Source organism: Pseudoxanthomonas mexicana (assembly GCF_014397415.1).
Classification (GTDB): domain Bacteria; phylum Pseudomonadota; class Gammaproteobacteria; order Xanthomonadales; family Xanthomonadaceae; genus Pseudoxanthomonas_A; species Pseudoxanthomonas_A mexicana.
In genome coordinates this window covers 131,849-152,458 of sequence record NZ_CP060731.1, presented here as the reverse complement: position 1 = coordinate 152,458, position 20,610 = coordinate 131,849, and the positions used below count along the sequence as shown (strand labels likewise).

Sequence of the window (20,610 nt, the reverse complement as noted above, 5' to 3'; positions counted from 1 at the left end):
GGACCACTCCAGCGAGGGAAGCAGCGATGGCGACCGCACTACGGATCCTCTGCGTACACGGCGTGGGCCAGCACCCGCCCGGCGGGGCGTGGCAGCAGGCCTGGGAGGCCGCGATCCACGAGGCGTGCCGGCAGGTCGATGCCGAACGCACGCTCGACATCCAGTACTGCCACTACGACGACATCTTCGCCCAGCACAAGGTGGGACTGGGCGACACGCTGGAAGCCCTCGCGCGCCTGCTGGCCAACGGCATCACCGCCCCGTTCCGACGCGCGCGCGGCGACGATTCGCGCCTGCGGCACACCGCGGGCATGGTGGTGAAGTGGGTCGAAAGTCCCGCCTTCCGCAAGCAGACGCGCGATCGCCTGGTCGAGCGCATCGAGGCGGTGAAGCCGCATGTCGTGCTCGGCCACAGCCTGGGCTCGCTGGTCTGCTACGACACCTTCACCCACGAGGAGTCGCGTGCCACCGCCAGCGGGCGCTACTTCGTCTCGCTGGGCTCGCAGATCGGCAATCCGTTCGTGCGCGGCGAGTACCAGGCCGGGCGCCTCAGCGCCATCGAGAAGGCGCGCTTCTGGTACCACCTGTACAACCGCTTCGACTCGGTGTTCACGGCGCGCGTCTCGATCGCGGCCGACAACTTCCGCCAGGTGGACACGCACTTCGACATTCCCGGCAATGCCGACCACGCGGCGGAGGAATACCTGCGCCATCCGCAGGCCGTCAGCACGTTCTGGTACGACGTGCTCAACGACGAGACCGCGCGCATCACCCGTGCGCTGCGCGAACAGCGCCCCGTGTCCGCGCGCGTGGCCACGCCGCGCAAGCGCGCGCTGCTGATCGGCATCAACGACTATCCCGATCCGGACCAGCGGCTGGCCGGCTGCGTCAACGACGTGTTCCTGATGAGCGCCATGCTGCAGGAACAGGGCTTCGACGCCGGCGACATCCGCGTGGTGCTGGACGAGCGGGCCACCGCCGACGGCATCCGTGAGCGCGTGGACTGGCTGCTGGACGGAGTGCGTTCCGGCGACCAGCGCATCCTGTACTACAGCGGCCACGGCGCGCAGCTGCCCACCTACGGGCTGGGCGACCGGGTGGACCGCATGGACGAGACGCTGGTGCCTTACGACTTCGACTGGACCGAGGACACCGCGCTCACCGACGACTGGCTGTTCGAGCGCTACGTGCAGCTGCCGTACGACGTGGACTTCAGCATCCTGCTGGACTGCTGCCATTCCGGCGGCATGGCCAAGGGCGGCCCCGCGCGCATGCGCGGCCTCAATCCGCCCGACGACATCCGCCATCGCGCGCTGAAGTGGGACGCCGCGCGCGAGATGTGGGTGCCGCGCGAACTGGAGGTCGCCGAGCGCAAGCAGCTGGCCGTGGACCAGGACACCATGCCGCTGGGCGACATGAGCGGGCGCCTGGGCTACGCGCTGCCGGTACGCACGCTGCCGCTGGGCGAAGCGCGCCAGCTGCGCAAGGCGCTGGGCCACAAGGGGCCGTACATGCCGCTGCTGGTCTATGCCTGCCAGGAGGGCGAGTTCGCCTACGAGTACGAACACGGCGCGATCCAGCATGGTGCCTTCACCTACGCGCTGGTGAAGAACTGGCGGCGGATGCTGCGCGGTGGCGCCGGCGACCGGCGCCGCCTGAAGGTCAGCGACCTGGTGAAGTACACCTCGCAGGAACTGCGCGAGCTGGAATACGACCAGACCGCGGCGCTCGCCGGGCCGGAAATCCGCCTGTCGCGCTGGATGTAGCGCGCCTCAGCCCGCCGCGGCGCATTCGCGCGCGCGCGCCAGCAGCAGGGCCTGCTCGCGCGCGTTTCGGGTCATCGCGGCGGCGCGCTCGAACTCGGCGCGCGCTTCGTCGTGCCGCGCCAGCTTGAACAGCAGGTCGCCGCGTACGCTGGGCAACAGGTGGTAGTGCTTCATCGCCGGATCGTCCTGCAGCCGGTCCACCAGAGGCAACGCGCTCGCCGGTCCGGTCGCCATCGACACCGCGACCGCACGGTTCAGTTCGACCACCGGCGACGGATTCACCTGGGCCAGTGCTGCGTACAGCGTGGCGATCCGCACCCAGTCGGTGGCGTCGGCCGTGCGCGCGCGGGCGTGGCATGCGGCGATCGCGGCCTGCAACGCATATGGGCCGAAGGCGCCGCCCAGTTGCTCCGCGCGCGCCAGCGCCTCCAGGCCGCGCCGGATCAGCAGCTGGTCCCAACGGCTGCGGTCCTGGTCGAGCAGCAGCACGGCTTCGCCGTCCTTGCCCACGCGCGCGTGCAGGCGCGAGGCCTGGATCTCCATCAGCGCCACCAGCCCGTGCACCTCGGGTTCGCGCGGCGTCAGCGCGGCCAGCATGCGGCCCAGTCGCAACGCTTCCTCGCACAGCGCCGGCCGCACCCAATCATCGCCGCTGGTGGCCGCATAGCCTTCGTTGAACACCAGGTAGACCACACCCAGCACGCTGGCCAGGCGTTCCTGCAACGCGTCGCCGCGGGGCACTTCGAACGCCACGTCGGCTTCGGCCAGCGTGCGCTTGGCGCGCACGATGCGCTGCGCTACCGTCGGCTCCGCCGCGAGGAACGCGCGTGCGATCTCGTCCGTGGTCAGGCCGCACAGCAGGCGCAGCGTCAGTGCGACCCGCGCGTCCATCGACAGCACCGGGTGGCACGAGACGAACACCAGCCGCAGCAGGTCGTCGTCGATGTCGTGGTCCAGCGCGTCCTCGTCGCGGCTGCGGCGTTCGTCCTGGATGTCTTCCAGTTCGCGCGCGAGTTCTTCGTGCTTGCGGTCGAGCAACTGCAGGCGGCGCAGGCGGTCGATCGCGCGGCGCTTGGCGGTGGTCATCAGCCACGCCCCCGGATTGTCCGGCACGCCGTCACGGGGCCAGGTCTCTAGCGCGGCGACCAGCGCGTCCTGCGCCAGCTCCTCGGCCAGGTCCAGGTCGCGCAGCATGCGGGCAAGACCGGCGATCACGCGCGCCGATTCGATGCGCCAGACGGCATCGATCGCGCGATGGGTGGACGATGTCGTGGACATGGCGTGCATCAGACCACGGCGCTACGGCCGGTGAAAGCCGCAGCGCAACGTAGGCAGTCAACATGGCGTCCACGCCGCGTCCGTACCGTCATCACGCATCTTTCTCGCAGTTGATCATCCACGGCACGCCGAACCTGTCCACCAGCATGCCGAAGCGCACCGCCCAGAACGTCTGTGCCAGTGGCATGGTCACCTGGCCGCCGTCGGACAGCGCGGCGAAGATGCGCTCGGCCTCCTTGATGCTGTCCACCGACAACGACACCGAGCACCCTTTCACGCCCTCGTAGGGTTGTGCCGGGTGGTTGTCCGATCCCATCAGCACGGTCTGCCCGAACATCACGTGCGTATGCATGATCTTCTGCCCGTATTCGGGCGGGATGTCGCCGCAGCCCTCCATGCCGTCGAACCGCATCATCGGCCCCAGTTCGCCGCCGGTCGCCTGCGCGTAGAAGGTGAAGGCGGCCTCGCAGTCGCCGTTGAGGATCAGGTACGGATTGACGTTCATGGTGGGCTCCTCGGGTGGTCGGGTGCAGGGCCGGCACGGCCTGCTCGTGTTCTCCGACGAACCGGCGGGGCCGGAATCGACAGCATCGGAGATGAAGATGCATCCGGCCTGCGCGCCCGTCAGCGGACGGCGTCGCCGGGATCCGCGGCGGCCCCGGCGATGGCCTCGCGCTGGCGCCGGCTCAGCTTCGTCAGGGCGTGGCGGTACGACCACGCCACCAGGTCCTTCAGGTAGGCGCCCGGCACCGAGGACACGTCCACCACGGTCACCCAGCGGTGTTTGCCCAGCCAGCGCGCGGGCTTGATGCCCGGCTGGTCGGTCAGCTCCAGGAAGCGCTCCGGCGCCACCTTGAAGCTGAAACGCCAGCGCTCGGGCTCGCTGGTCTTGAAGTAGGCGAAGCGCTTGCCGCCTACCTCGTACACCAGGATGTTCGAAGGCTCTCCATGCAGCGTTTCCACGCTGCCCGGCAGGGCGCGGCAATGGCGTTTTAGGGCGGCGACATCCATGCCGAGATGCTAGCGCTGCGAACGCGCGCGTGGCGTGCAGGCTCGGCGGGTCGAGGGCGGTGGCTGCCCTCGAAGCGGCATGAGGCCCGCCGCACGGCGTTCCGCGGCTCCGGCTACAGTGGCGCCACGTCGTTCACCCCTGATCCCGGAGCCGCCGATGAGCCGCCCATCCGCCTTCACCCGCCTGGCCAAGAAAGCCTCCACCTTCACCGGCCGTCCCGCCTGCTTCGCACTGGCGCTGGGCATCATCGTGGCCTGGGCGGTCACGGGGCCGCTGTTCGGCTACAGCGATACCTGGCAGCTGGTGATCAACACCGGGACCACGGTCATCACCTTCCTGATGGTGTTCCTGATCCAGAGCACCCAGAACCGCGACACCGAGGCCATGCAGATCAAGCTGGACGAACTGATCCGCGTCTCGCGCAGCGCCAACAACGCGCTGCTGGACCTGGAGGAGCTGGAGGAGAAGGAACTCGACGACCTGCGTGCGCATTACGAAGACATGGCGCGGCAGGCGCGGGAGATGCAGGCGCGAAAGATGCGATGATCCGGGGACGGCTTACGCATGGAGGTGGGGCATGAAGGGAATATTCGGTGTATTGCTCACGATCATGCTGTGTCCTGTCATGGCCCAGACGCCGGCCAGTGGCAAGGCCTTCCGCTTTTCTGACGGGGGCACGTCCACCGTATACGAAATCGTGCGGGGCGATCCGGCGGCGGTGGATACGCTGGTGTTCACCTATGGCGGATCGGGGTGCACTGATCTTGCGCGTTATTGGTTACCGACACTCGCGGATGGCATGGCTATCCCCGCTCGTTTTATGGCGCTCAACAAACGGCACGTGGCGTCGGGCCAGGCGCAGAGGGGCGGTAGCGACACCTGCTCGCGTGCATTCAGGGCATGGAACCTGCCGCGGCACTGGATGGCGGACTACATGGAATTCGTCTCGCGGACGCTGGCAGCGGAGCCTGGGCGCTGGAAGAACGTGGTGTTGGTGGGGGGATCCGAAGGCGGCGCGCTCGCTGCCCGGGTTGCACGCGCGCGTAGCGACATCACCCACCTGATCGTGGTCGGAGATGGCGGCTGGAGCATGCGCGACAACCTTTCTTCGCTGATGGGCGCGGATGTCGTGGAAGCGGCATGGAAGGACATCGCGCGGCATCCCGACAGCGCGGAGGCGCTATGGCGCGGTCATCCGTACCGTTACTGGTTCGATACCTTCGATCACGCGCCCCTGGTCGACTACCTCGCCCTAGGGATTCCGGTGATCATCGGATTCGGTGAGCGTGACAGCAGCGTACCGGCCGCGTCCGCGCACGAAGTCCTGCGTGCGGCCCGGGCGGCTGGCAAGCAGAACATCGGTCTGGTGGTGTACCCCGGCGCAGATCACAGCCTGCAAGCGGAAGGGCACGATCATCTGCGTGAGTTCCTGCGGGGAGCAGGACAGGGCATTGCGAGCGGTCGACTGGACTGAGTGCGGGTGTTCGCGATGCAGCGACGTGCGTGCGGAGGCGTCACCATCGCTTCTCCATCCGGTAGTTGTGGATGTCCACGCCGTCCAGCACCAGGTCGTTGCGGCCGAGCAGGGTGAAGTCGCGGCGTTCGAACAAGGGGCGGGCGAGTTCGCTGGCTTCGACGAAGATCCGGTGCAGGCCGCGGCGCCGTGCATGCGTTTCGAGCGCGGCATACAGTTGCGAGCCCACGTGCAGGCCTTCGGCTTCCGGCGCGACGTACAGCATGTCGAGATGACCGTCGGCCTCCAGGTCGGCGAACCCGAGGAGCCTGCCGGCCTCATCCTGCGCCACCACCACGTGGCGTCCATCGCCGCAGCGCGCCGCCGTGTGGGCGACATCCGCGGTCGCCGCCCACACCGCAACCTGCTCGGGTGTGTATGCCCGCGGCCCGTAATGGCGCACGGAGCGGACGTACAGCGCGGTCAGCGCGGCGGCATCGTTGGGATGGTAGGGACGGAGGGTGGGCATGACCCGCTCTTCTCACACTAAGGCTATCGCGAGACCGAAAAAGGTCCGCTCTTCTCTCACCAAGGGTGTCGCGAGGACCAAAAAGGTCCGTTCTTCTCTCACTAAGGGTGTCGCGAGGACCAAAAAGGTCCGCTCTTCTCTCACCAAGGGTGGCGCGAGAACGAAATAGGTCCGCTCTTCTCTCACTAAGGGTATCGCGAGGCCCAAAAAGGTCCGTTCTTCTCACACTAAGGATAGCGCGAGACCCAGAAAGGTCCGCTCTCCTCTCGCTGACGGTATCGCGAGGGCCCACAAGATCCATTGACGGCTGCCGGGGCGCATGACCCGGGGGCGATGTCACGGGCGCAGCAGGTCGTCCAGCGCCCTCTCCAGCGTGGGGAAGCGGAAGGCGAAGCCCTCCGCGAGCGCGTGCGCGGGCAGCACGCGTTGGCCGGTCAACAGCAACTCGGCCATTTCACCGAAGCCCAGGCGCAGGGCGAAGGCGGGGGTGGGGATGAGTGCGGGCCGGTTCAACGTCGCGCCCAAGGTGCGGGCGAAATCGCGGTTGGTCACCGGCGTAGGCGCGGTGCCGTTGTAGGCGCCGCCGGCCTGGTCGCGTTCCAGCAGCCACTGGATCATTCCCACCAGATCGTGGCGGTGGATCCAGCTCATCCACTGCCGGCCATCGCCCATCGGGCCGCCCGCGCCCAGCCGGAACGGCGGCAGCATCTTCGCCAGTGCGCCGCCGTCGGCACCCAGCACGATGCCCGTGCGCACGCGGCAGGTGCGCACGTCCAGGCCCTCGGCCTGCATCGCTTCGGTTTCCCAGTCGCGGCAGAGGTGGGCGGCGAAGTCGTTGCCGGGGGCGGCGGATTCGTCCAGCGCTTCGTCCCCGCGCGGGCCGTAATAGCCGATGGCCGAACCGGAGACCAGGACGCGCGGGCGGACCGATTGCCGCGCCATCCAGCCGATCAGCCCGCGCGTGGTGTCCAGCCGCGAGGCCCGGAAGGCCGCCTTGCGCGTGGTGTTCCAGCGTCCGGCCATCAACGGTTCGCCGGCCAGGTTGACCACCGCCTCCACATCGCGCGCCTCGTCCAGCGACGCCAGCACCCGCGCGGCGGGCGGCACCTGGGACCGCGCGCGGGCGGGATCGCGCGTCAGCACGCTGAGGGTATGGCCGGCCTGCAGCAGCGCGGCGCAGAGCGCCTGGCCGATGAAGCCGGTACCGCCGGTGATCAGGACATGCATGGGAAGGCTTCCGTAAACCCGGACAGCTTACGCAGCGGCGTGTGTTGCGGATGTGGAACGGACCGTCGGCGGTGGCCGCCGGTCGGCCGGCGGGGCCGCGCCTACACTATGCGGATGGCTTCCCTTCCCCTGGTCCTGCTGCCCGGCCTGCTGTGCGATGCGCGCCTGTGGCGCGACCCCGCGGCCGCGCTGGCCGACCTGACGCCGGTCCATCACGCCGACCTGACCCTGGACGACAGCGTGGCCGGCATGGCCGCGCGCGTGCTGGATGCTGCGCCCCCGGTGTTTGCGCTGGCCGGGCTGTCCATGGGCGGCTATGTCGCGTTCGAGATCCTGCGCCAGGCACCGGAGCGCGTGGCGCGTCTGGCTTTGCTGGACACCAGCGCGCGCACCGATCCGCCGAAGCGGCGGGCCGTGCGCAAGGCCGGCCTGGCGCTGGCCGAATCCGGACGCTTTGCCGGCGTCACCCGCAAGCTGCTGCCGCAGCTGGTGCATGAGAGTCGGGTGGAGAGCGAGGTGGGTGACGCGGTGATGGCGATGGCGCAGCGCGTCGGCCGCCATGCCTTCCTGCGGCAGCAGCGCGCCATCATCGACCGCCCCGATTCGCTGCCGCTGCTGCCCGCCATCGCCGTGCCCACGCTCATCGGCGTGGGCGAGGACGACCGCATGACCCTGCCGGAGGAATCGTGGCTGCTGCACGAACGCATCCCCGGCGCGCGCCTGCATGTGTTCGCGCGCTGCGGCCACCTGCCGCCGATGGAAGTGCCGCAGGAGACCACCGCGGTACTGCGCGACTGGCTGCAGGCGCCATGAGGCGTCGGGTACGCACATCGGTGCATGTCGTCGCCACGCCGCGCGGCGACAATGGCGCACCCCTTTCTTTTCGTTGAACGCACGGGAGTACATATGGAACTCGCGATGATCGGGCTGGGGCGCATGGGCGCCAACATGGCCGAACGGCTGGTACGCGGCGGACACACGGTACGCGGTTACGACCCCGGCGAGGCGGCGCGCCAGCAGGCCGAGGCGCGCGGGATCGTTCCGCACGCGAACCTGCAGAACGCGGTCGCCGCGCTGCCCACGCCGCGCGTCGTCTGGCTGATGGTGCCGGCCGGGCAGGTGGTGGACGACACGATCGCGCTACTGCGCCCGTTGCTGGCCGCCGACGACACGGTGATCGACGGCGGCAATTCCAACTACAAGGACACCCAGCGCCGCGGCGCGCAGCTGGCCGAGGCCGGCATCCACTACATCGACTGCGGCACCAGCGGTGGCGTGTGGGGCCTGGCGGAGGGCTACAGCCTGATGATCGGCGGCGATGCCGACGCGGTGGCGCGCCTGCAGCCGGTGTTCGCCACGCTGGCACCCACGCCGCAGACCGGCTGGGGCCACGTGGGGCCGAGCGGCGCCGGCCACTTCGCCAAGATGATCCACAACGGCATCGAGTACGGAATGATGCAGGCCTATGCCGAAGGCTTCGCCATCCTCAAGCACAAGCAGACGATGGACTTCGACCTGGGGGCGCTGGCGGAGATCTGGCGCCATGGCAGCGTGGTGAGGTCGTGGCTGCTGGACCTGACCGCCGATGCGCTGAAGAAGAATCCGCAGATGGACGGCATCGCGCCGTACGTGGCCGATTCCGGCGAAGGCCGCTGGACCGTCGCCGAGGCCATCGACCTGAACGTCTCCGCGCCGGTGATCACCCTGTCGCTGCTGGAACGCCTGCGCTCGCGCGACGACGATTCCTACGCCGACAAGCTGCTGGCGGCCATGCGCAACGAATTCGGCGGGCATGCGGTGAAGCAGGGCTGATCACCCGGTCTTATCGCCCGCAGTGCCAGTCTGCGGGCCTGCATTGGAGGACATTCCATGAAGATCCTGATGGTACTGACGTCGCACGACCGCCTGGGCGATACCGGGCACAAGACCGGCTTCTGGCTGGAGGAATTCGCCGCACCGTACTACGTGTTCAAGGATGCCGGCGCGCAGCTGGTGCTGGCCTCGCCCAAGGGCGGGCAACCGCCGCTGGACCCCAAGAGCGATGCGCCCGATGCGCAGACCGCGGCCACCGTGCGCTTCAACGAGGATGCCGAGGCGCTGTCGGCGTTGGCCAACACGCGCCGGCTGAAGGACGTGCTGGACGAGACGTTCGACGCCGTGTTCTATCCCGGCGGCCACGGCCCGCTGTGGGATCTGGCCGAGGACGCGGATTCGATCCGGCTGATCGAACAGGCCTTCTCCGCCGGCAAGCCCGTGGCCGCGGTCTGCCACGGCCCGGCGGTGTTCCGGCATACCCGTGGCGCCTTGGGCGAGCCGCTGGTGAAGGACAAGCGGGTCACCGCGTTTTCCGACGAGGAGGAGGAGGCCGTGGGCCTGGCCAGCGTGGTGCCGTTCTCGCTGGAGGATGCGCTGAAGAAGAACGGTGCGCACTACGAGCGGGGCCCGGTGTGGCAGTCGTACGTGGTCACCGACGGCAAGCTGGTGACGGGCCAGAACCCGGCCTCGTCCGAGGCGGCGGCCGAGGATGTCCTGCGCCTGCTGCGTTGAGGCTTCACGAGGGTTTACCGCGGCGCGCGTAGCGTGGCGCCCGCAAGGAGGTGGTCCATGAGCGCGGCACCCGAACATCTGTATACCCGGCAGGAGGACATCGCGCGGATGGAGGCGCTGGTATCGCAGTTGCCCGACGAGGCGGTAGTGGAACTGCACCTCACCGAGGGCGGATCGATCACCGGCGTGGTCACCACGCGCCCCAGCGTGCAGGTGTTCCGCGATGGCGACGGCCACGAGGGCTTCAATGCGGTGGTGCGCATCGACGACCACCGCCGACCCGATGTTACCCATTACCTGTGGCTGGACCGCATCGCGTCGGTGACGCCGCTGGGGTCGGCCTGATGCCGCACCTGCCGACCGCCGACATCGCCTGCCCGTACTGCGGTGAAACCATCACCCTGGTGGTGGACGATTCGGCCGGCGACCAGCGCTACATCGAGGACTGCCACGTCTGCTGCCGCCCGATCGAAGTGCGGGTGAGCGTGGACGACGACGGCATGGTCGCGGTGGATGCGTGGGGTCAGGATGAAGCTTGACGGCGTCGCGGGACCGTAACGCGCGTATCGCCACGGGCAGGGGTATGCTCGGCCCCGGTCCGACAACCAACCCTGGGGAGGGGAGATGAACACGACCACCACCGCGGCACCCAAGCGCCCGCTCGGCTTCTGGATCATCGGCCTGTTCGCGCTGGTCTGGAACCTGATCGGCGTGGCGATGTGGTACCTGCAGGTCAACATGTCCGCCGAACAGCTGGCGGCGATGACCGATGCGCAACGCCAGGTCTACGAGGCCACGCCCGGCTGGCTCAACATCGCCTTCGCTGTGGCGGTGTTCGCCGGCGTGCTGGGGGCGCTGGGCATGCTGCTGAAGAAGAAGTGGGCGGCGACGATGTTCCTGCTGTCGCTGATCGCCCTGCTGGTGCAGATGATCGGTGCCTACGTGGTGACCCCGGCGTGGTCGGCCTATGGTCCCGTGGGGCTGGTGATGCCGGCGGTGCTGCTGGCGATCGCGCTGTTCCTGCTGTGGTACGCGAACAAGGCGCAGGCGCGCAGCTGGCTATCCTGAGCTTCGCTCGATAAAGAGAAAGCCGCCGGGAAACCGGCGGCTTTTTCATGCCGAGACGAGCTTCGTAGGGTGGGCCTTGGCCCACCATCATCCACATGCCATCTGTCGCGAGCGATCCGGCACGGCGGCGGTGGGCCAAGGCCCACCCTATGTCCATCGTCCATCGTCATGCTTCCGCGTCTTCCAGATCCACGCCGATGAAACCACCGGACTGGCGGCGCCACAACGCGGCGTACAGGCCATCCTGCTGGAGCAGTTCCTCGTGGCTGCCGCTTTCGATCACGCGGCCGCCGTCCATCACCACCAGGCGGTCGAGCACGGCGATGGTGGACAAGCGGTGCGCGATGGCGATGACGGTCTTGCCTTCCATCAGGGCGTACAGCTGTTCCTGGATGGCGGCCTCGACCTCCGAGTCCAGCGCCGAGGTGGCTTCATCCAGCACCAGGATCGGTGCGTCCTTCAGCAGCACGCGCGCGATCGCCACGCGCTGGCGCTGGCCGCCGGACAGCTTCACCCCGCGCTCGCCGACCTGGGTGTCGTAGCCGCTGCGGCCCTTGGCATCGGTCAGCCCACGGATGAACTCATCCGCATGCGCGCGCCGTGATGCCTCCAGCAGTTCCTCCTCGCTCGCATCCGGCCGGCCATAGCGGATGTTGTCGCGGATCGAGCGGTGCAGCAGCGAAGTGTCCTGGGTAACCATGCCGATGTTCCGGCGCAGCGACTCCTGGGTGACGTGCGCCACGTCCTGGCCGTCGATGAGGATGCGACCGCCTTCCACGTCGTAGAAGCGCAGCAGCAGGTTCACCAGCGTCGACTTGCCGGCGCCCGAGCGGCCGACGATGCCGACCTTCTCGCCCGGCTTGATCACCAGCGACAGGTCGTCGATCACCTTGGCCTCGCGGCCGTAGTGGAACTTCACGTGGTCGAAGCGGATCTCGCCTTGCGCGACCACCAGGTCTTTCGCGTCCTTCGCATCGGCGATGGCCAGCGGCTGGGCCAGCGTGCCCATGCCGTCCTCGACGGTGCCGATGTTCTCGAACAGGCCGGCCACTTCCCACAGGATCCAGTCCGACATCGAGCGGATGCGCATCACCAGCGCGATGGCCACCGCGATGGCGCCCATCGAGATGGAGGCCTGCAGCCAGGCCCAGATCGCCACGCCGGCCACGCTGGCCAGCAGGAAGGCGTTGAGCGTATGCAGGGCGACGGTCAGCTGGGTGACCAGCCGCATCTGCGCGTGCACGGTGACCATGAACTCGTCCATCGCGCCGCGGGCGTAGTCCTGCTCGCGCATCGTGTGGGCGAACAGCTTGATGGTCTGGATGTTGGTGTAGCTGTCGACGATGCGGCCGGTCATCTGCGCGCGCGCGTCCGACTGCGCCATCGACACCTTCTGCAGGCGCGGCACGAAATGGAACACCAGCACCAGGTAGCTGGCCAGCCAGACGACCAGCGGCAGCACCAGCCACACGTCGGCCTGCGCCACCAGCACCACGGTGCCGACGAAGTAGACGACGACGTAGACGAACACGTCCATCAGCTTCATCACCGTCTCGCGGATCGACAATGCGGTCTGCATGACCTTCTGCGAGATGCGGCCGGCGAACTCGTCCTGGAAGAAGCCCACGCTCTGCCGCAGCAGGTAGCGGTGCGACAGCCAGCGGGCGATCATCGGGTAGTTGCCGAAGATGGTCTGGTGGATGATCAGCGATTGCACCAGCACCAGCAGCGGGTAGGCCACCACCACCAGCTGGCCCATCCACAGCAGCTTCTCCCCGTGCACCTGCAGGAAGCTGTCGCGGCCGGTGCTGCCCATCCAGTCGACCAGCTGGCCCATGTAGTCGAAGAAGGTGATCTCCAGCGCGGAGATCACGCCGGTCAGCACCGACATCGCCAGCAGCCACGGCAGCAGCGGACGCGAGTAGTGCAGCAGGAACGGCAGCAGCTTCCGCGGCGGCGTGGTCGGCTCGCCCTTCGGATACGGATTGATGCGGGTTTCGAAGAATCGGAACATCGGTCGGTCCATCGTGGGCGCGCATCGGCGCGCCGGGGAAAACGTACCGGCTCAGCCGGCGGGATAGGGCCAGGCCGTACGCGCCTGGCGGAGCGCGTGGCCGTACCAGGCCAGCTGGTCCAGCATGCGGCGGGCGGCGCGTGCGCTGGCGTCGCCGTCGCGCGGCCTGCCTCCGGTGTCGAAGCGGTCCCACGCCTGGGTGAAGTACACGCCATCGCGCACCGGCACCGCATGCAGGCCGGAGAACACCTGCCGCAACTGTTCCGCTGCGCGGATGCCGCCACTGTGGCCCCCATAGGCGACGAACGCGACCGGTTTGGCCTGCCAGTGGGCCTGGACCGAATCGATCACGAATTTCAGCGCAGCGGGGTAGCCGTGATTGTACTCCGGCACCACCACCACGAAGGTGTCCGCGCGCCAGATGCGTTGTTGCAGATTCACCAGGTCGGCACTCGGTGCGCCGCCGTGGCGGTGGGGCAGGTCGAGCAGGGCGGGATCGATGGCGTCGACGGTGAAGTCGCGCCGCAAGGCGAGCTGCGCACGCAGCCAGTCCGCGACGGTGTCGCAGAAGCGGCCCTCGCGCGTGCTGCCGTACAGCAGGGCCAGATGAAGCGGATCTTGCATGGGGATGGGTTGCCAGGAGGCGGGACGACAGGGTAGAACCTCAAGCATTCTTGAGGTCAATGCGCCATGCCGGGAAAACAGCATCCTCCCATCGAAACGGAACTCACCGTCGGCCAGGTGGCCGCGCGCGCGGGCGTCGCGGTCTCCACCCTGCATTTCTACGAGTCCAAAGGGCTGATCCACAGCTGGCGCAACGCCGGCAACCAGCGCCGCTACCCGCGCGAGGTGCTGCGTCGCGTGGCGGTGATCAAGGTGGCCCAGCGCACCGGCATTCCCCTGGCGGAAATCCAGGCGGCGCTGTCGTCGCTGCCGGAGAACCGCACGCCCACCGCCGCCGACTGGAAGAGACTTTCGGCACGCTGGCGGGATGCACTGGACGCCCGCATCAACAGCCTGATCCGTCTGCGCGACCAGCTCGATGGTTGCATCGGCTGCGGTTGCCTGTCGTTGAAGGCGTGCCCGCTGCGCAATCCCTGGGACGAGCTGGCCGACGAGGGGCCGGGGGCGCGGCTGCTGGAAGGCGACACCTAGCCCGCAGTCGGGATGCCGTATGCTGCGGCGGCGCCAAGGTCGGCGCGGTGAGGGAATACGCATGAAGAAGTGGATGCTGTGCCTGTTGTTCGTCGTGATCGCGCCTGCCACCGTGCACGCAGCGCCCGCCAGTGAGGCCTCCGTGCACGAACTGCTGGAGGTGACCCGGGCACGCCAGATGCTGGAGCAGGTGTACGGCCAGATGGAATCCATGTATGCCGGTTCGATGCAACAGGCGCTGGGCGACGACGTGACGCCGGAGACCCAGGCCCGGATGCAGCGCTTCAGTGCCCGCATGACCGCGCTGATGAAGCAGGAGATGGGTTGGGACGTGATGGCGCCGATGTACGTCGACATCTACAGCAAGTCGTTCAGTGAGGACGAGATCCATGGCATGCTGGCGTTCTACCGTACCCCGGCTGGCCAGGCCGTCATCGAGAAGATGCCGATGGTGATGCAGAACACCATGCACGCGGTGCAGGAGCGGATGGGTGCCATGATGCCTGCCATGCAGAAGATGATCGCCGAGGAAATGGAACACACGCCTGCCGCGTCCGAGTGAGCCCCCGCACGTGCCCGACCTGGCCCTGTTCGACTTCGACGGCACGCTGACCACGCGCGAGACGTTTCCGGCGTTCATGCGTTACGCGGTCGCACGGCCGCGTCTGCTCGCCGGCGGCGTGCTGCTGGCGCCGGTGGTGTTCGGCTACCGGCGTGGCTGGGTGGCGGGCAATCCCACCCGTGCCAGCATCGTGCAGATGGGTCTGCGTGGGGTGGATGCGGAACGTCTGCGGGCGCAGGGCTCTGCGTTTGCACGCGATGTGCTGCCCGGCGTGCTGCGGCAGGAGGCCATGGCGCGGCTGGCGTGGCATCGCCAGCGCGGCGACCGCGTCGTGGTGGTGTCCGGAGGGCTGGATGTCTATCTGGCGCCGTGGTGCGCTGGTCAGGGCGTCGAGCTGCTGTGCTCCGTTCTGGCGGAGCGCGGCGGACGCATCACCGGTTACGCGGGCCCGCAATGCGTCGGCGAGGAAAAGGTGCGCCGCGTGCACACGCTGTGCGATCCGCGGGCCTACGCCGCCATCCATGCTTATGGCGATACGCATGAAGACCAGGCCATGCTGGCGATGGCGCATCACCGGACCTATCGCGGGCACGTGGTGGCCTGAGTGCCCTGCTTTTTTGTAGGAGCGACGTCAGTCGCGACCGCAGAACCGGCACGTCGTTGCATTTCTCCATGCGACCCACCTGCGCATGCACCCTGATCATTCCATAGAGCGGATCGCGTGCGGTCGCGACTGACGTCGCTCCTACAGCAGCGAGGTCAGTCCACGGGAAGGCTGCGCTGTTCCTCGCTGCTCCGCACCCCCAGTTCGATCAGCCGCATGACGTCCAGCGCCTGCTGTGGCGTCACCGGCGGTGCGGTGCCCTGCAGGACGGCATCGCGGAGTGCGGCGTAGTAGCGGCGATAGTCACCGGCTTCTGCATGGGCGACTTCCGCCATGAGGCGTCCGTCGTGCTCACGCACGAGCTCGCCCGCGCGGGTATCCACGCCCCAGCCTGGCGCGCCCGGGACCACGCCGGCGCGCAGCTGGTCTTCCTGCACGTCCAGGCCGTGCTTGAGGTAGCTGCCGCGCGTGCCATGCACGGCGAAGCGCAGGCCGTTGCCCGCCACCAGCGTGCCCGCGTGCAGGTGCGCGCGATGGGTGGGATACCGCAGCGTCGCGTGCACGTAGTCCGGCGCCTGCGCGCCATCGCGCAGGCGTGCGATATCGACGCTGATCGCCTCGGGCAGGCCGAACAACTGCACAGCCTGGTCGATCAGGTGCGGTCCCAGGTCGTACCACAGGCCGCCGCCGGGCGCATCGTGCTCGCGCCAGCGGTCCTGCACGACGGGGCGGAAGCGGTCGAAGTGCGAATGGAATTCCGCCACGCGCCCGAGCGTGCCGTCACCGACCAGGCGCTGCACGGTGAGGAAATCCCCGTCCCAGCGCCGGTTCTGGAACACGCTGACCAGGCGGCCCACCCTGCGTGCCGCGTCGACGACATCGCGCGCTCCGGTCAGCGTCACCGTGAACGGTTTGTCGACCACGACATGCTTGCCCTGCGCGAGCGCGGCCATCGCCAGTGGCGCGTGCGAGTCGTTCGGCGAGGCGATCACCACCACGTCCACGGCAGGATCGGCGAAGGCCGCGTCGGGATCGCCCACGACCTGCACATCGGGCCAGTCCGCATGCACCTTGCCGGCATCGCGCGAGACGACGGTGTGCAGGACCAGGCCGGGGGTGGCCTGGATCAGCGGCGCATGGAACACCTTGCCGACGAAACCATAACCGACCAGGGCGACGCGGAGGGGAGCGTTCATGCGTGCATGCGGGCAGGGAGTGATGCGACCATCTTAGTGGATCGCACGTGTCGACCTGGCGTGCACCAGGATGAATCCCGTGCAACCGCTGGCTGAACATCTCGGCGCATTTCACATGCACTGTACGGAGGCGCCACGAGACTGGCGGCGCGACACCACAAGGAGGCATCTCCCATGAAGCACGCACGCACCCCTTCCCTGCTGGCGGCCACGTTCGCCACTGCACTGCTCTTTTCTGCCGGCCATGTGCTGGCAGACAACCCGCCGAACGAGCCCGAGGAAAACGCACAGAACGACTCCTCACAGCCCGTTACCGACACCTGGATCACCACCAAGGTGAAGGCCGACCTGCTGGCCACCGAGAACGTGTCGGGCCTGGACATCAAGGTCGAAACCGTCGATGGCGTCGTGACCCTCACGGGCGCCGTCACCAGTCAGGCGCAGAAGGACAAGGCCGTCGAGGTCGCCAAGCAGATCAAGGGCGTCAAGCGCGTCGAAGCCGGCGGCCTCAAGCTCGCCTCGAGGTAATCGCCGCCCGGGTTGTGGCACGAAGCGGGCGCATCCCAGCGTAGGATGCGCCCGCTTCTCTGTCGGGGCATGGCTTCCCACTTTTCCAGGAGTGAACTCCATGAGTCATCGCTTGACGGTGCGCGGCGTGATCGCCGCAGCGCTCGCCTTCTGTTCCGCTGCGGCAAGCGCTGCGCAACCGGTCGCTTCGGTGCCCGAGCTCGATCTGTCGCGCTACGCGGGGCAATGGCACGAGATCGCGCACCTGCCGATGTTCTTCCAGCGCCAGTGCGTGGGCGACATCACCGCCCGCTATTCGCTGGATGCGCCCGGCAAGATCGGCGTACTCAATGCCTGCAGGACGAAGGACGGCAGCATGGATCAGTCGCAGGGCGTCGCCCGGCCCGTGGAAGGCCATCCTGGCCGACTGGAGGTGCGTTTTGCGCCCGACTGGCTGTCGTGGCTGCCCGCGGTATGGGCCGATTACTGGGTGATCGCGCTGGACCCGGACTACCAGTGGGCGATGGTGGGTGAACCCGGCCGCGACTACCTGTGGATCCTGTCGCGCGAACCGTCGATGGATCGCGCGCTGTTCGAGCAGCTGAAGGCGAAGGCGGAAGGGATGGGGTACGACCTGGCGCCGCTGGTCATGGCCGCGCCGCTGAAATAGAGGATGCATGTTGCCGTGGTAGGAGCGACGTAAGTCGCGACCGCACGGTGTGATGGTCCTTGCAGCGCCAGTATCCGCGGCGCTTGCGGCGGGTTCCCTGGAGACTCAGTTCTCGCGGTCGCGACTCACGTCGCTCCTGCAGAAGCCGAAACGTCAAAGCCGGTGCGTATAGCGGAACTGCAGGAAGTTCTCCCCCGGGTTCGGATTCTTGATCCGGCCGTTGGAGAAATGCTGGAAGCGCAGCGACCACTCGTGCTGCTGGTCGGCGCCGAAGCGCTTGCCGATGGCGATGTGGTCGCCGAAGTTGAAGGTGGTGCTGAATTCCTTCTTCCGGGTGTCGTACTTGGGGAAGATGACGTTCACGCCGATGCCGCCCTCGACGAACCAACCGTTGTCCCAGCCGTTCGGGCGCCAGCGCAGCGCCGGGGTCACGCCCAGCTGCGTGCTGGTCCGGCTGTCGCTGTGCCAGCGCGCGACCTCGCCCTGCCACTGGCCGCTGATGTGGCCATAGCGGTACTGCTTCTCCCACTGCCAGTCGCGGCTCATGCCGACGGTCAGCGACTGCGCATCCTCGGCGACACCGCCCTGCACGTACCACGCGCTGCGCGGCTCCGCGGCGAAGGCCTGGGTCGCGGCTGCGGCCATGAGCAGCCCGAGCGCCAGGCGGGGCAGGGCATGGGGGCGAGAGGGGGAGGGAAGGCGGGCAGAACTTGGTGCGTTGCGGTGTGAAGCGGACACGGATGACACTCGGAGGGTTGAAGAAGGCCGCGCCCGCAGGCGCGGCATGTATCGAATCATCGGGGAAGCGGCCTGACGGCCCGCTCAGGGCTGCGCCGCCAGCGCGGGCGCGACATCCTGTTCGCCCCAGCCGCCCAGCGACTTGTAGATCGCCACCACGCCGACGTTGACCCCGGCCTCGGCCTGCGCGAGCGCATCGTCCGCCGCCAGCTGCGTGCGCTGGGCGTCCAGCAGGGTGAGGAAGTCCGACGAGCCGGCACGATACCGGACTTCGGCCAGTTCTGCTGCACGGCGCGCGGCAACGGATTGTTCCAGCCGGAATTTCAGCTGGGCCTGCTGCTTGGCATAGGACAGCAGTGCGTTTTCCGTATCTTCCAGTGCGCCCAGCACGGTCTTCTCGTACTGCGCGGCCACGCCGTCGGCCTGGGCTTCGCTCGCGCGCAGTCGTGCCCGCACGCTGCCCATGTCGAACGCGGCCCAGCTGATCGACGGTGTCACCTGCCACGCGCGGTTGTCGCCATTGAACAGGTTGCCCCAGCCGCCGGACAGGAAGCCGACGAAGCCACGCAAGCTCACCCGAGGGAACAGGTCGGCGGTGGCGACGCCCACGCGCGCGGTGGCCGCGGCCAGGCGACGTTCTGCGGCGCGCACATCGGGCCGCTGACGCAGCAGTTCGGTGGTGTCGCCGATCGGCAGGGCCTTGGCGAACGCCGGGGCCTCGCGCGGTGCGAGCAGGGCGTCCAGCTCGCCCGGACGCTTGCCGACCAGCACCGCGAGGCGATGGCGCGACTGACCTTCGGCGGTTTCCAGCAGCGGCACCTCGGCTTCGACCGCCTTCACGCGGGCGAGGCTGCTCTGCACTTCCAGCTGGCTGCCGGCACCGAGGTCGAAGCGCGACTCGGTCAGGCGCTGGGTTTCGCCCAGGCTGACCAGAATGCGCCGCGCCACGTCCAGCCGTTTCTGCGTGCCACGCAACTCGAAATAGTTGCGCGCCACTTCGGCGGCCACGGTCACCTGCATCGCCTGCAGGTCGTTGCGCTGCGCCTGCAGGTCCGCATGCGCGGCCTCGGCACTGCGGCGCACGCGACCGAACAGGTCCAGTTCCCAGGCCGCATCGAAGCCGGCCGAGTAGCTGTCGGTCTCCACGCGGCCCTGGTCTTCGACAGGCTGCTTGGTGCGGGTGCCTTCCACGCCGGCGGTCACGTGCGGCGCCAGGTCCCAGCGACGTTCGGAGAACACCGCACGCGCTTCGTCCACGCGCGAAACCGCGATGCGCACATCGGGGTTGGCGAGCAGCGATTCGCGCACCAGCTGGTCGAGCACCGGGTCGTCGAACTGGCTCCACCACGCGGCGACCGGATGGTCGGCCACGTAGTCGGCAGAAGCCGCGTGCTGCAGCGTGGCCGGTGCGGTCTGCGGCGCCACGTAGTCGGGGCCCACGGTGACGCAGCCGGCCAGCACCATCGACGCGACGGCGATGACGAGCGGACGGATCACCATGGCAGCACCTGGTCGAAGTAGTAGTAGCCCCCGGTCGGGCCGTCGTTGCCGATCAGCGCCAGCCGCACGCTGGTGCGCGCGCCTTCCGGCACGGAGAGCTCGCCGTTCTGCTGGTCGCCGGACTTGTTCATCTCGGTCTGCACGTAGCCCGGATGGATGGTGTTGACCTTGATGCCGGTGTCCTTCAGCTCGTGCGCCAGGTGCACCGTCCACGCGTTCACCGCGCTCTTGGAGACGTTGTAGGCCGGCACGCCCTTGAACTCGTAGATGAAGGAGGCCGGGTTCTGGTGTTCGGAGATCGAGCCCAGCAGGCTGGACACGTTGACGATGCGACCGGCATCGGACTTGCGCAGCAGCGGCAGGAACGCCTGCGTGGTTTCGATCAGGCCGAACACGTTGGTGTCGAACGTGGTGCGCCAGGTCTCGAGCGACTGGCCGGATACGCCCTTGCTGCCGTCGTCGACCAGGATGCCGGCGTTGTTGACCAGGATGTCGAGCCTGCCGTGGCGCTGCTCGACCTCTTTCACGGCGGCGGCGATGCTGGCGCTGTCGGTGACGTCCAGCGCGATCGCTTCGACCGGCAGGCCCTGCGACTGCAGGTCCAGCGCGGCTTCGACCGCCTTTTCGCGACTGCGGCCGGCGAGGAGCGTGTGCACGCCGGCTTCGGCGAGCTGGCGGACGGTTTCGCGGCCGATGCCGCGGGTGGCGCCGGTGACCAGTGCGATCTTGGATGCAGTATTCATGTGGGTTTCCTTTGTCGGGTGGGATGCCAGGGATCGCACGG

General features: G+C 68.2%; 25 protein-coding genes. 14 read left to right on the top strand and 11 right to left on the bottom strand.

Annotated features, from left to right (window positions below):
* Positions 1-26 precede the first annotated feature (26 nt).
* Positions 27-1,766, top strand: a complete 1,740-nt coding sequence (locus IAE60_RS00760) for a caspase family protein (protein ID WP_187573484.1) — start codon at positions 27-29, stop codon at positions 1,764-1,766.
* A gap of 6 nt (positions 1,767-1,772) precedes the next feature.
* Here IAE60_RS00760 and IAE60_RS00755 read toward each other — a convergent pair whose 3' ends face one another.
* The 3 genes from IAE60_RS00755 to IAE60_RS00745 form a co-directional block, all read right to left on the bottom strand.
* Entirely contained in the window at positions 1,773-3,053 is a 1,281-nt protein-coding gene (locus IAE60_RS00755; protein WP_374501988.1) for an RNA polymerase sigma factor, read from the bottom strand.
* 82 nt (positions 3,054-3,135) lie between these two features.
* On the bottom strand, positions 3,136-3,549 hold the full coding sequence (locus IAE60_RS00750; protein WP_187573482.1) for a VOC family protein: 414 nt from the start codon (positions 3,547-3,549) through the stop codon (positions 3,136-3,138).
* A 119-nt stretch (positions 3,550-3,668) separates the two neighbouring features.
* Positions 3,669-4,055: an MmcQ/YjbR family DNA-binding protein gene (locus IAE60_RS00745; protein ID WP_162110098.1), complete on the bottom strand. Its 387-nt coding sequence runs from the start codon at positions 4,053-4,055 to the stop codon at positions 3,669-3,671.
* 157 nt (positions 4,056-4,212) lie between these two features.
* On the opposite strand from IAE60_RS00745, the gene IAE60_RS00740 reads away from it, so the two are divergent.
* On the top strand, positions 4,213-4,602 hold the full coding sequence (locus IAE60_RS00740) for a low affinity iron permease family protein (RefSeq protein ID WP_187573481.1): 390 nt from the start codon (positions 4,213-4,215) through the stop codon (positions 4,600-4,602).
* A gap of 31 nt (positions 4,603-4,633) precedes the next feature.
* Entirely contained in the window at positions 4,634-5,530 is an 897-nt protein-coding gene (locus IAE60_RS00735; protein ID WP_187573480.1) for an alpha/beta hydrolase family protein, read from the top strand.
* 40 nt (positions 5,531-5,570) lie between these two features.
* Here the strand turns inward: IAE60_RS00735 and IAE60_RS00730 are convergent, their stop codons facing one another.
* Positions 5,571-6,038, bottom strand: a complete 468-nt coding sequence (locus IAE60_RS00730; RefSeq protein ID WP_162110101.1) for a GNAT family N-acetyltransferase — start codon at positions 6,036-6,038, stop codon at positions 5,571-5,573.
* A 336-nt stretch (positions 6,039-6,374) separates the two neighbouring features.
* Entirely contained in the window at positions 6,375-7,265 is an 891-nt protein-coding gene (locus IAE60_RS00725) for a TIGR01777 family oxidoreductase (RefSeq protein ID WP_187573479.1), read from the bottom strand.
* A 114-nt stretch (positions 7,266-7,379) separates the two neighbouring features.
* On the opposite strand from IAE60_RS00725, the gene IAE60_RS00720 reads away from it, so the two are divergent.
* The 6 genes from IAE60_RS00720 to IAE60_RS00695 all read left to right on the top strand — a co-directional run bounded on the left by IAE60_RS00720 (position 7,380) and on the right by IAE60_RS00695 (position 10,880).
* On the top strand, positions 7,380-8,078 hold the full coding sequence (locus IAE60_RS00720) for an alpha/beta fold hydrolase (RefSeq protein ID WP_222937173.1): 699 nt from the start codon (positions 7,380-7,382) through the stop codon (positions 8,076-8,078).
* Between the two features lie 93 nt (positions 8,079-8,171).
* On the top strand, positions 8,172-9,077 hold the full coding sequence (gnd, locus tag IAE60_RS00715) for a phosphogluconate dehydrogenase (NAD(+)-dependent, decarboxylating) (RefSeq protein ID WP_187573477.1): 906 nt from the start codon (positions 8,172-8,174) through the stop codon (positions 9,075-9,077).
* Between the two features lie 57 nt (positions 9,078-9,134).
* On the top strand, positions 9,135-9,812 hold the full coding sequence (locus tag IAE60_RS00710; RefSeq protein ID WP_187573476.1) for a type 1 glutamine amidotransferase domain-containing protein: 678 nt from the start codon (positions 9,135-9,137) through the stop codon (positions 9,810-9,812).
* A gap of 57 nt (positions 9,813-9,869) precedes the next feature.
* Complete coding sequence (locus IAE60_RS00705) at positions 9,870-10,157, top strand: DUF3247 family protein (RefSeq protein WP_187573475.1); 288 nt, start codon at positions 9,870-9,872, stop codon at positions 10,155-10,157.
* Positions 10,157-10,351, top strand: a complete 195-nt coding sequence (locus IAE60_RS00700; protein WP_187573474.1) for a CPXCG motif-containing cysteine-rich protein — start codon at positions 10,157-10,159, stop codon at positions 10,349-10,351. The genes IAE60_RS00705 and IAE60_RS00700 overlap by 1 nt, the downstream gene beginning before the upstream one ends.
* Before the next feature lie 85 nt (positions 10,352-10,436).
* On the top strand, positions 10,437-10,880 hold the full coding sequence (locus tag IAE60_RS00695; protein WP_187573473.1) for a hypothetical protein: 444 nt from the start codon (positions 10,437-10,439) through the stop codon (positions 10,878-10,880).
* A gap of 166 nt (positions 10,881-11,046) precedes the next feature.
* Here IAE60_RS00695 and IAE60_RS00690 read toward each other — a convergent pair whose 3' ends face one another.
* A complete protein-coding gene (locus tag IAE60_RS00690) occupies positions 11,047-12,894 on the bottom strand; it encodes an ABC transporter ATP-binding protein (RefSeq protein WP_187573472.1) in 1,848 nt (615 codons plus the stop codon).
* A gap of 51 nt (positions 12,895-12,945) precedes the next feature.
* Positions 12,946-13,518 (bottom strand): NADPH-dependent FMN reductase, encoded by a 573-nt coding sequence (locus IAE60_RS00685; protein WP_187573471.1) that lies wholly within the window; start codon positions 13,516-13,518, stop codon positions 12,946-12,948.
* A gap of 66 nt (positions 13,519-13,584) precedes the next feature.
* Between IAE60_RS00685 and soxR the strand changes: the two genes are divergently transcribed.
* The 3 genes from soxR to IAE60_RS00670 all read left to right on the top strand — a co-directional run bounded on the left by soxR (position 13,585) and on the right by IAE60_RS00670 (position 15,215).
* The gene (gene soxR, locus IAE60_RS00680; protein ID WP_185894243.1) at positions 13,585-14,049 is read left to right on the top strand and encodes a redox-sensitive transcriptional activator SoxR; all 465 of its coding nucleotides are present in this window, start codon (positions 13,585-13,587) and stop codon (positions 14,047-14,049) included.
* Positions 14,050-14,110: 61 nt separating this feature from the next.
* Complete coding sequence (locus IAE60_RS00675) at positions 14,111-14,611, top strand: DUF2059 domain-containing protein (protein ID WP_187573470.1); 501 nt, start codon at positions 14,111-14,113, stop codon at positions 14,609-14,611.
* A gap of 10 nt (positions 14,612-14,621) precedes the next feature.
* Positions 14,622-15,215, top strand: a complete 594-nt coding sequence (locus IAE60_RS00670; protein WP_187573469.1) for an HAD-IB family hydrolase — start codon at positions 14,622-14,624, stop codon at positions 15,213-15,215.
* Between the two features lie 155 nt (positions 15,216-15,370).
* Here IAE60_RS00670 and IAE60_RS00665 read toward each other — a convergent pair whose 3' ends face one another.
* Complete coding sequence (locus IAE60_RS00665; protein WP_187573468.1) at positions 15,371-16,411, bottom strand: oxidoreductase; 1,041 nt, start codon at positions 16,409-16,411, stop codon at positions 15,371-15,373.
* A 174-nt stretch (positions 16,412-16,585) separates the two neighbouring features.
* Between IAE60_RS00665 and IAE60_RS00660 the strand changes: the two genes are divergently transcribed.
* Together IAE60_RS00660 and IAE60_RS00655 are read left to right on the top strand one after the other, a co-directional pair.
* Entirely contained in the window at positions 16,586-16,939 is a 354-nt protein-coding gene (locus IAE60_RS00660; RefSeq protein WP_187573467.1) for a BON domain-containing protein, read from the top strand.
* 100 nt (positions 16,940-17,039) lie between these two features.
* The gene (locus tag IAE60_RS00655) at positions 17,040-17,588 is read left to right on the top strand and encodes a lipocalin family protein (RefSeq protein ID WP_187573466.1); all 549 of its coding nucleotides are present in this window, start codon (positions 17,040-17,042) and stop codon (positions 17,586-17,588) included.
* Between the two features lie 153 nt (positions 17,589-17,741).
* Here IAE60_RS00655 and IAE60_RS00650 read toward each other — a convergent pair whose 3' ends face one another.
* The 3 genes from IAE60_RS00650 to IAE60_RS00640 form a co-directional block, all read right to left on the bottom strand.
* Positions 17,742-18,233, bottom strand: coding sequence for an acyloxyacyl hydrolase (locus IAE60_RS00650; protein ID WP_187573465.1), 492 nt, complete (start codon positions 18,231-18,233; stop codon positions 17,742-17,744).
* Positions 18,234-18,410: 177 nt separating this feature from the next.
* Positions 18,411-19,826: an efflux transporter outer membrane subunit gene (locus IAE60_RS00645; RefSeq protein ID WP_187573464.1), complete on the bottom strand. Its 1,416-nt coding sequence runs from the start codon at positions 19,824-19,826 to the stop codon at positions 18,411-18,413.
* Entirely contained in the window at positions 19,820-20,569 is a 750-nt protein-coding gene (locus IAE60_RS00640; RefSeq protein WP_187573463.1) for an SDR family oxidoreductase, read from the bottom strand. The genes IAE60_RS00645 and IAE60_RS00640 overlap by 7 nt, the downstream gene beginning before the upstream one ends.
* Positions 20,570-20,610: the final 41 nt, after the last annotated feature.

What these genes read in the sequence shown, in the direction of transcription:
- IAE60_RS00760 (WP_187573484.1), top strand. Translation starts at nt 27, where the DNA reads ATGGCGACCGCACTACGGATCCTCTGCGTACACGGCGTGGGCCAGCAC.
- IAE60_RS00755 (WP_374501988.1), bottom strand. Translation starts at nt 3,053, where the DNA reads ATGCACGCCATGTCCACGACATCGTCCACCCATCGCGCGATCGATGCC.
- IAE60_RS00750 (WP_187573482.1), bottom strand. Translation starts at nt 3,549, where the DNA reads ATGAACGTCAATCCGTACCTGATCCTCAACGGCGACTGCGAGGCCGCC.
- IAE60_RS00745 (WP_162110098.1), bottom strand. Translation starts at nt 4,055, where the DNA reads ATGGATGTCGCCGCCCTAAAACGCCATTGCCGCGCCCTGCCGGGCAGC.
- IAE60_RS00740 (WP_187573481.1), top strand. Translation starts at nt 4,213, where the DNA reads ATGAGCCGCCCATCCGCCTTCACCCGCCTGGCCAAGAAAGCCTCCACC.
- IAE60_RS00735 (WP_187573480.1), top strand. Translation starts at nt 4,634, where the DNA reads ATGAAGGGAATATTCGGTGTATTGCTCACGATCATGCTGTGTCCTGTC.
- IAE60_RS00730 (WP_162110101.1), bottom strand. Translation starts at nt 6,038, where the DNA reads ATGCCCACCCTCCGTCCCTACCATCCCAACGATGCCGCCGCGCTGACC.
- IAE60_RS00725 (WP_187573479.1), bottom strand. Translation starts at nt 7,265, where the DNA reads ATGCATGTCCTGATCACCGGCGGTACCGGCTTCATCGGCCAGGCGCTC.
- IAE60_RS00720 (WP_222937173.1), top strand. Translation starts at nt 7,380, where the DNA reads ATGGCTTCCCTTCCCCTGGTCCTGCTGCCCGGCCTGCTGTGCGATGCG.
- gnd (WP_187573477.1), top strand. Translation starts at nt 8,172, where the DNA reads ATGGAACTCGCGATGATCGGGCTGGGGCGCATGGGCGCCAACATGGCC.
- IAE60_RS00710 (WP_187573476.1), top strand. Translation starts at nt 9,135, where the DNA reads ATGAAGATCCTGATGGTACTGACGTCGCACGACCGCCTGGGCGATACC.
- IAE60_RS00705 (WP_187573475.1), top strand. Translation starts at nt 9,870, where the DNA reads ATGAGCGCGGCACCCGAACATCTGTATACCCGGCAGGAGGACATCGCG.
- IAE60_RS00700 (WP_187573474.1), top strand. Translation starts at nt 10,157, where the DNA reads ATGCCGCACCTGCCGACCGCCGACATCGCCTGCCCGTACTGCGGTGAA.
- IAE60_RS00695 (WP_187573473.1), top strand. Translation starts at nt 10,437, where the DNA reads ATGAACACGACCACCACCGCGGCACCCAAGCGCCCGCTCGGCTTCTGG.
- IAE60_RS00690 (WP_187573472.1), bottom strand. Translation starts at nt 12,894, where the DNA reads ATGTTCCGATTCTTCGAAACCCGCATCAATCCGTATCCGAAGGGCGAG.
- IAE60_RS00685 (WP_187573471.1), bottom strand. Translation starts at nt 13,518, where the DNA reads ATGCAAGATCCGCTTCATCTGGCCCTGCTGTACGGCAGCACGCGCGAG.
- soxR (WP_185894243.1), top strand. Translation starts at nt 13,585, where the DNA reads ATGCCGGGAAAACAGCATCCTCCCATCGAAACGGAACTCACCGTCGGC.
- IAE60_RS00675 (WP_187573470.1), top strand. Translation starts at nt 14,111, where the DNA reads ATGAAGAAGTGGATGCTGTGCCTGTTGTTCGTCGTGATCGCGCCTGCC.
- IAE60_RS00665 (WP_187573468.1), bottom strand. Translation starts at nt 16,411, where the DNA reads ATGAACGCTCCCCTCCGCGTCGCCCTGGTCGGTTATGGTTTCGTCGGC.
- IAE60_RS00660 (WP_187573467.1), top strand. Translation starts at nt 16,586, where the DNA reads ATGAAGCACGCACGCACCCCTTCCCTGCTGGCGGCCACGTTCGCCACT.
- IAE60_RS00655 (WP_187573466.1), top strand. Translation starts at nt 17,040, where the DNA reads ATGAGTCATCGCTTGACGGTGCGCGGCGTGATCGCCGCAGCGCTCGCC.
- IAE60_RS00650 (WP_187573465.1), bottom strand. Translation starts at nt 18,233, where the DNA reads ATGGCCGCAGCCGCGACCCAGGCCTTCGCCGCGGAGCCGCGCAGCGCG.
- IAE60_RS00645 (WP_187573464.1), bottom strand. Translation starts at nt 19,826, where the DNA reads ATGGTGATCCGTCCGCTCGTCATCGCCGTCGCGTCGATGGTGCTGGCC.
- IAE60_RS00640 (WP_187573463.1), bottom strand. Translation starts at nt 20,569, where the DNA reads ATGAATACTGCATCCAAGATCGCACTGGTCACCGGCGCCACCCGCGGC.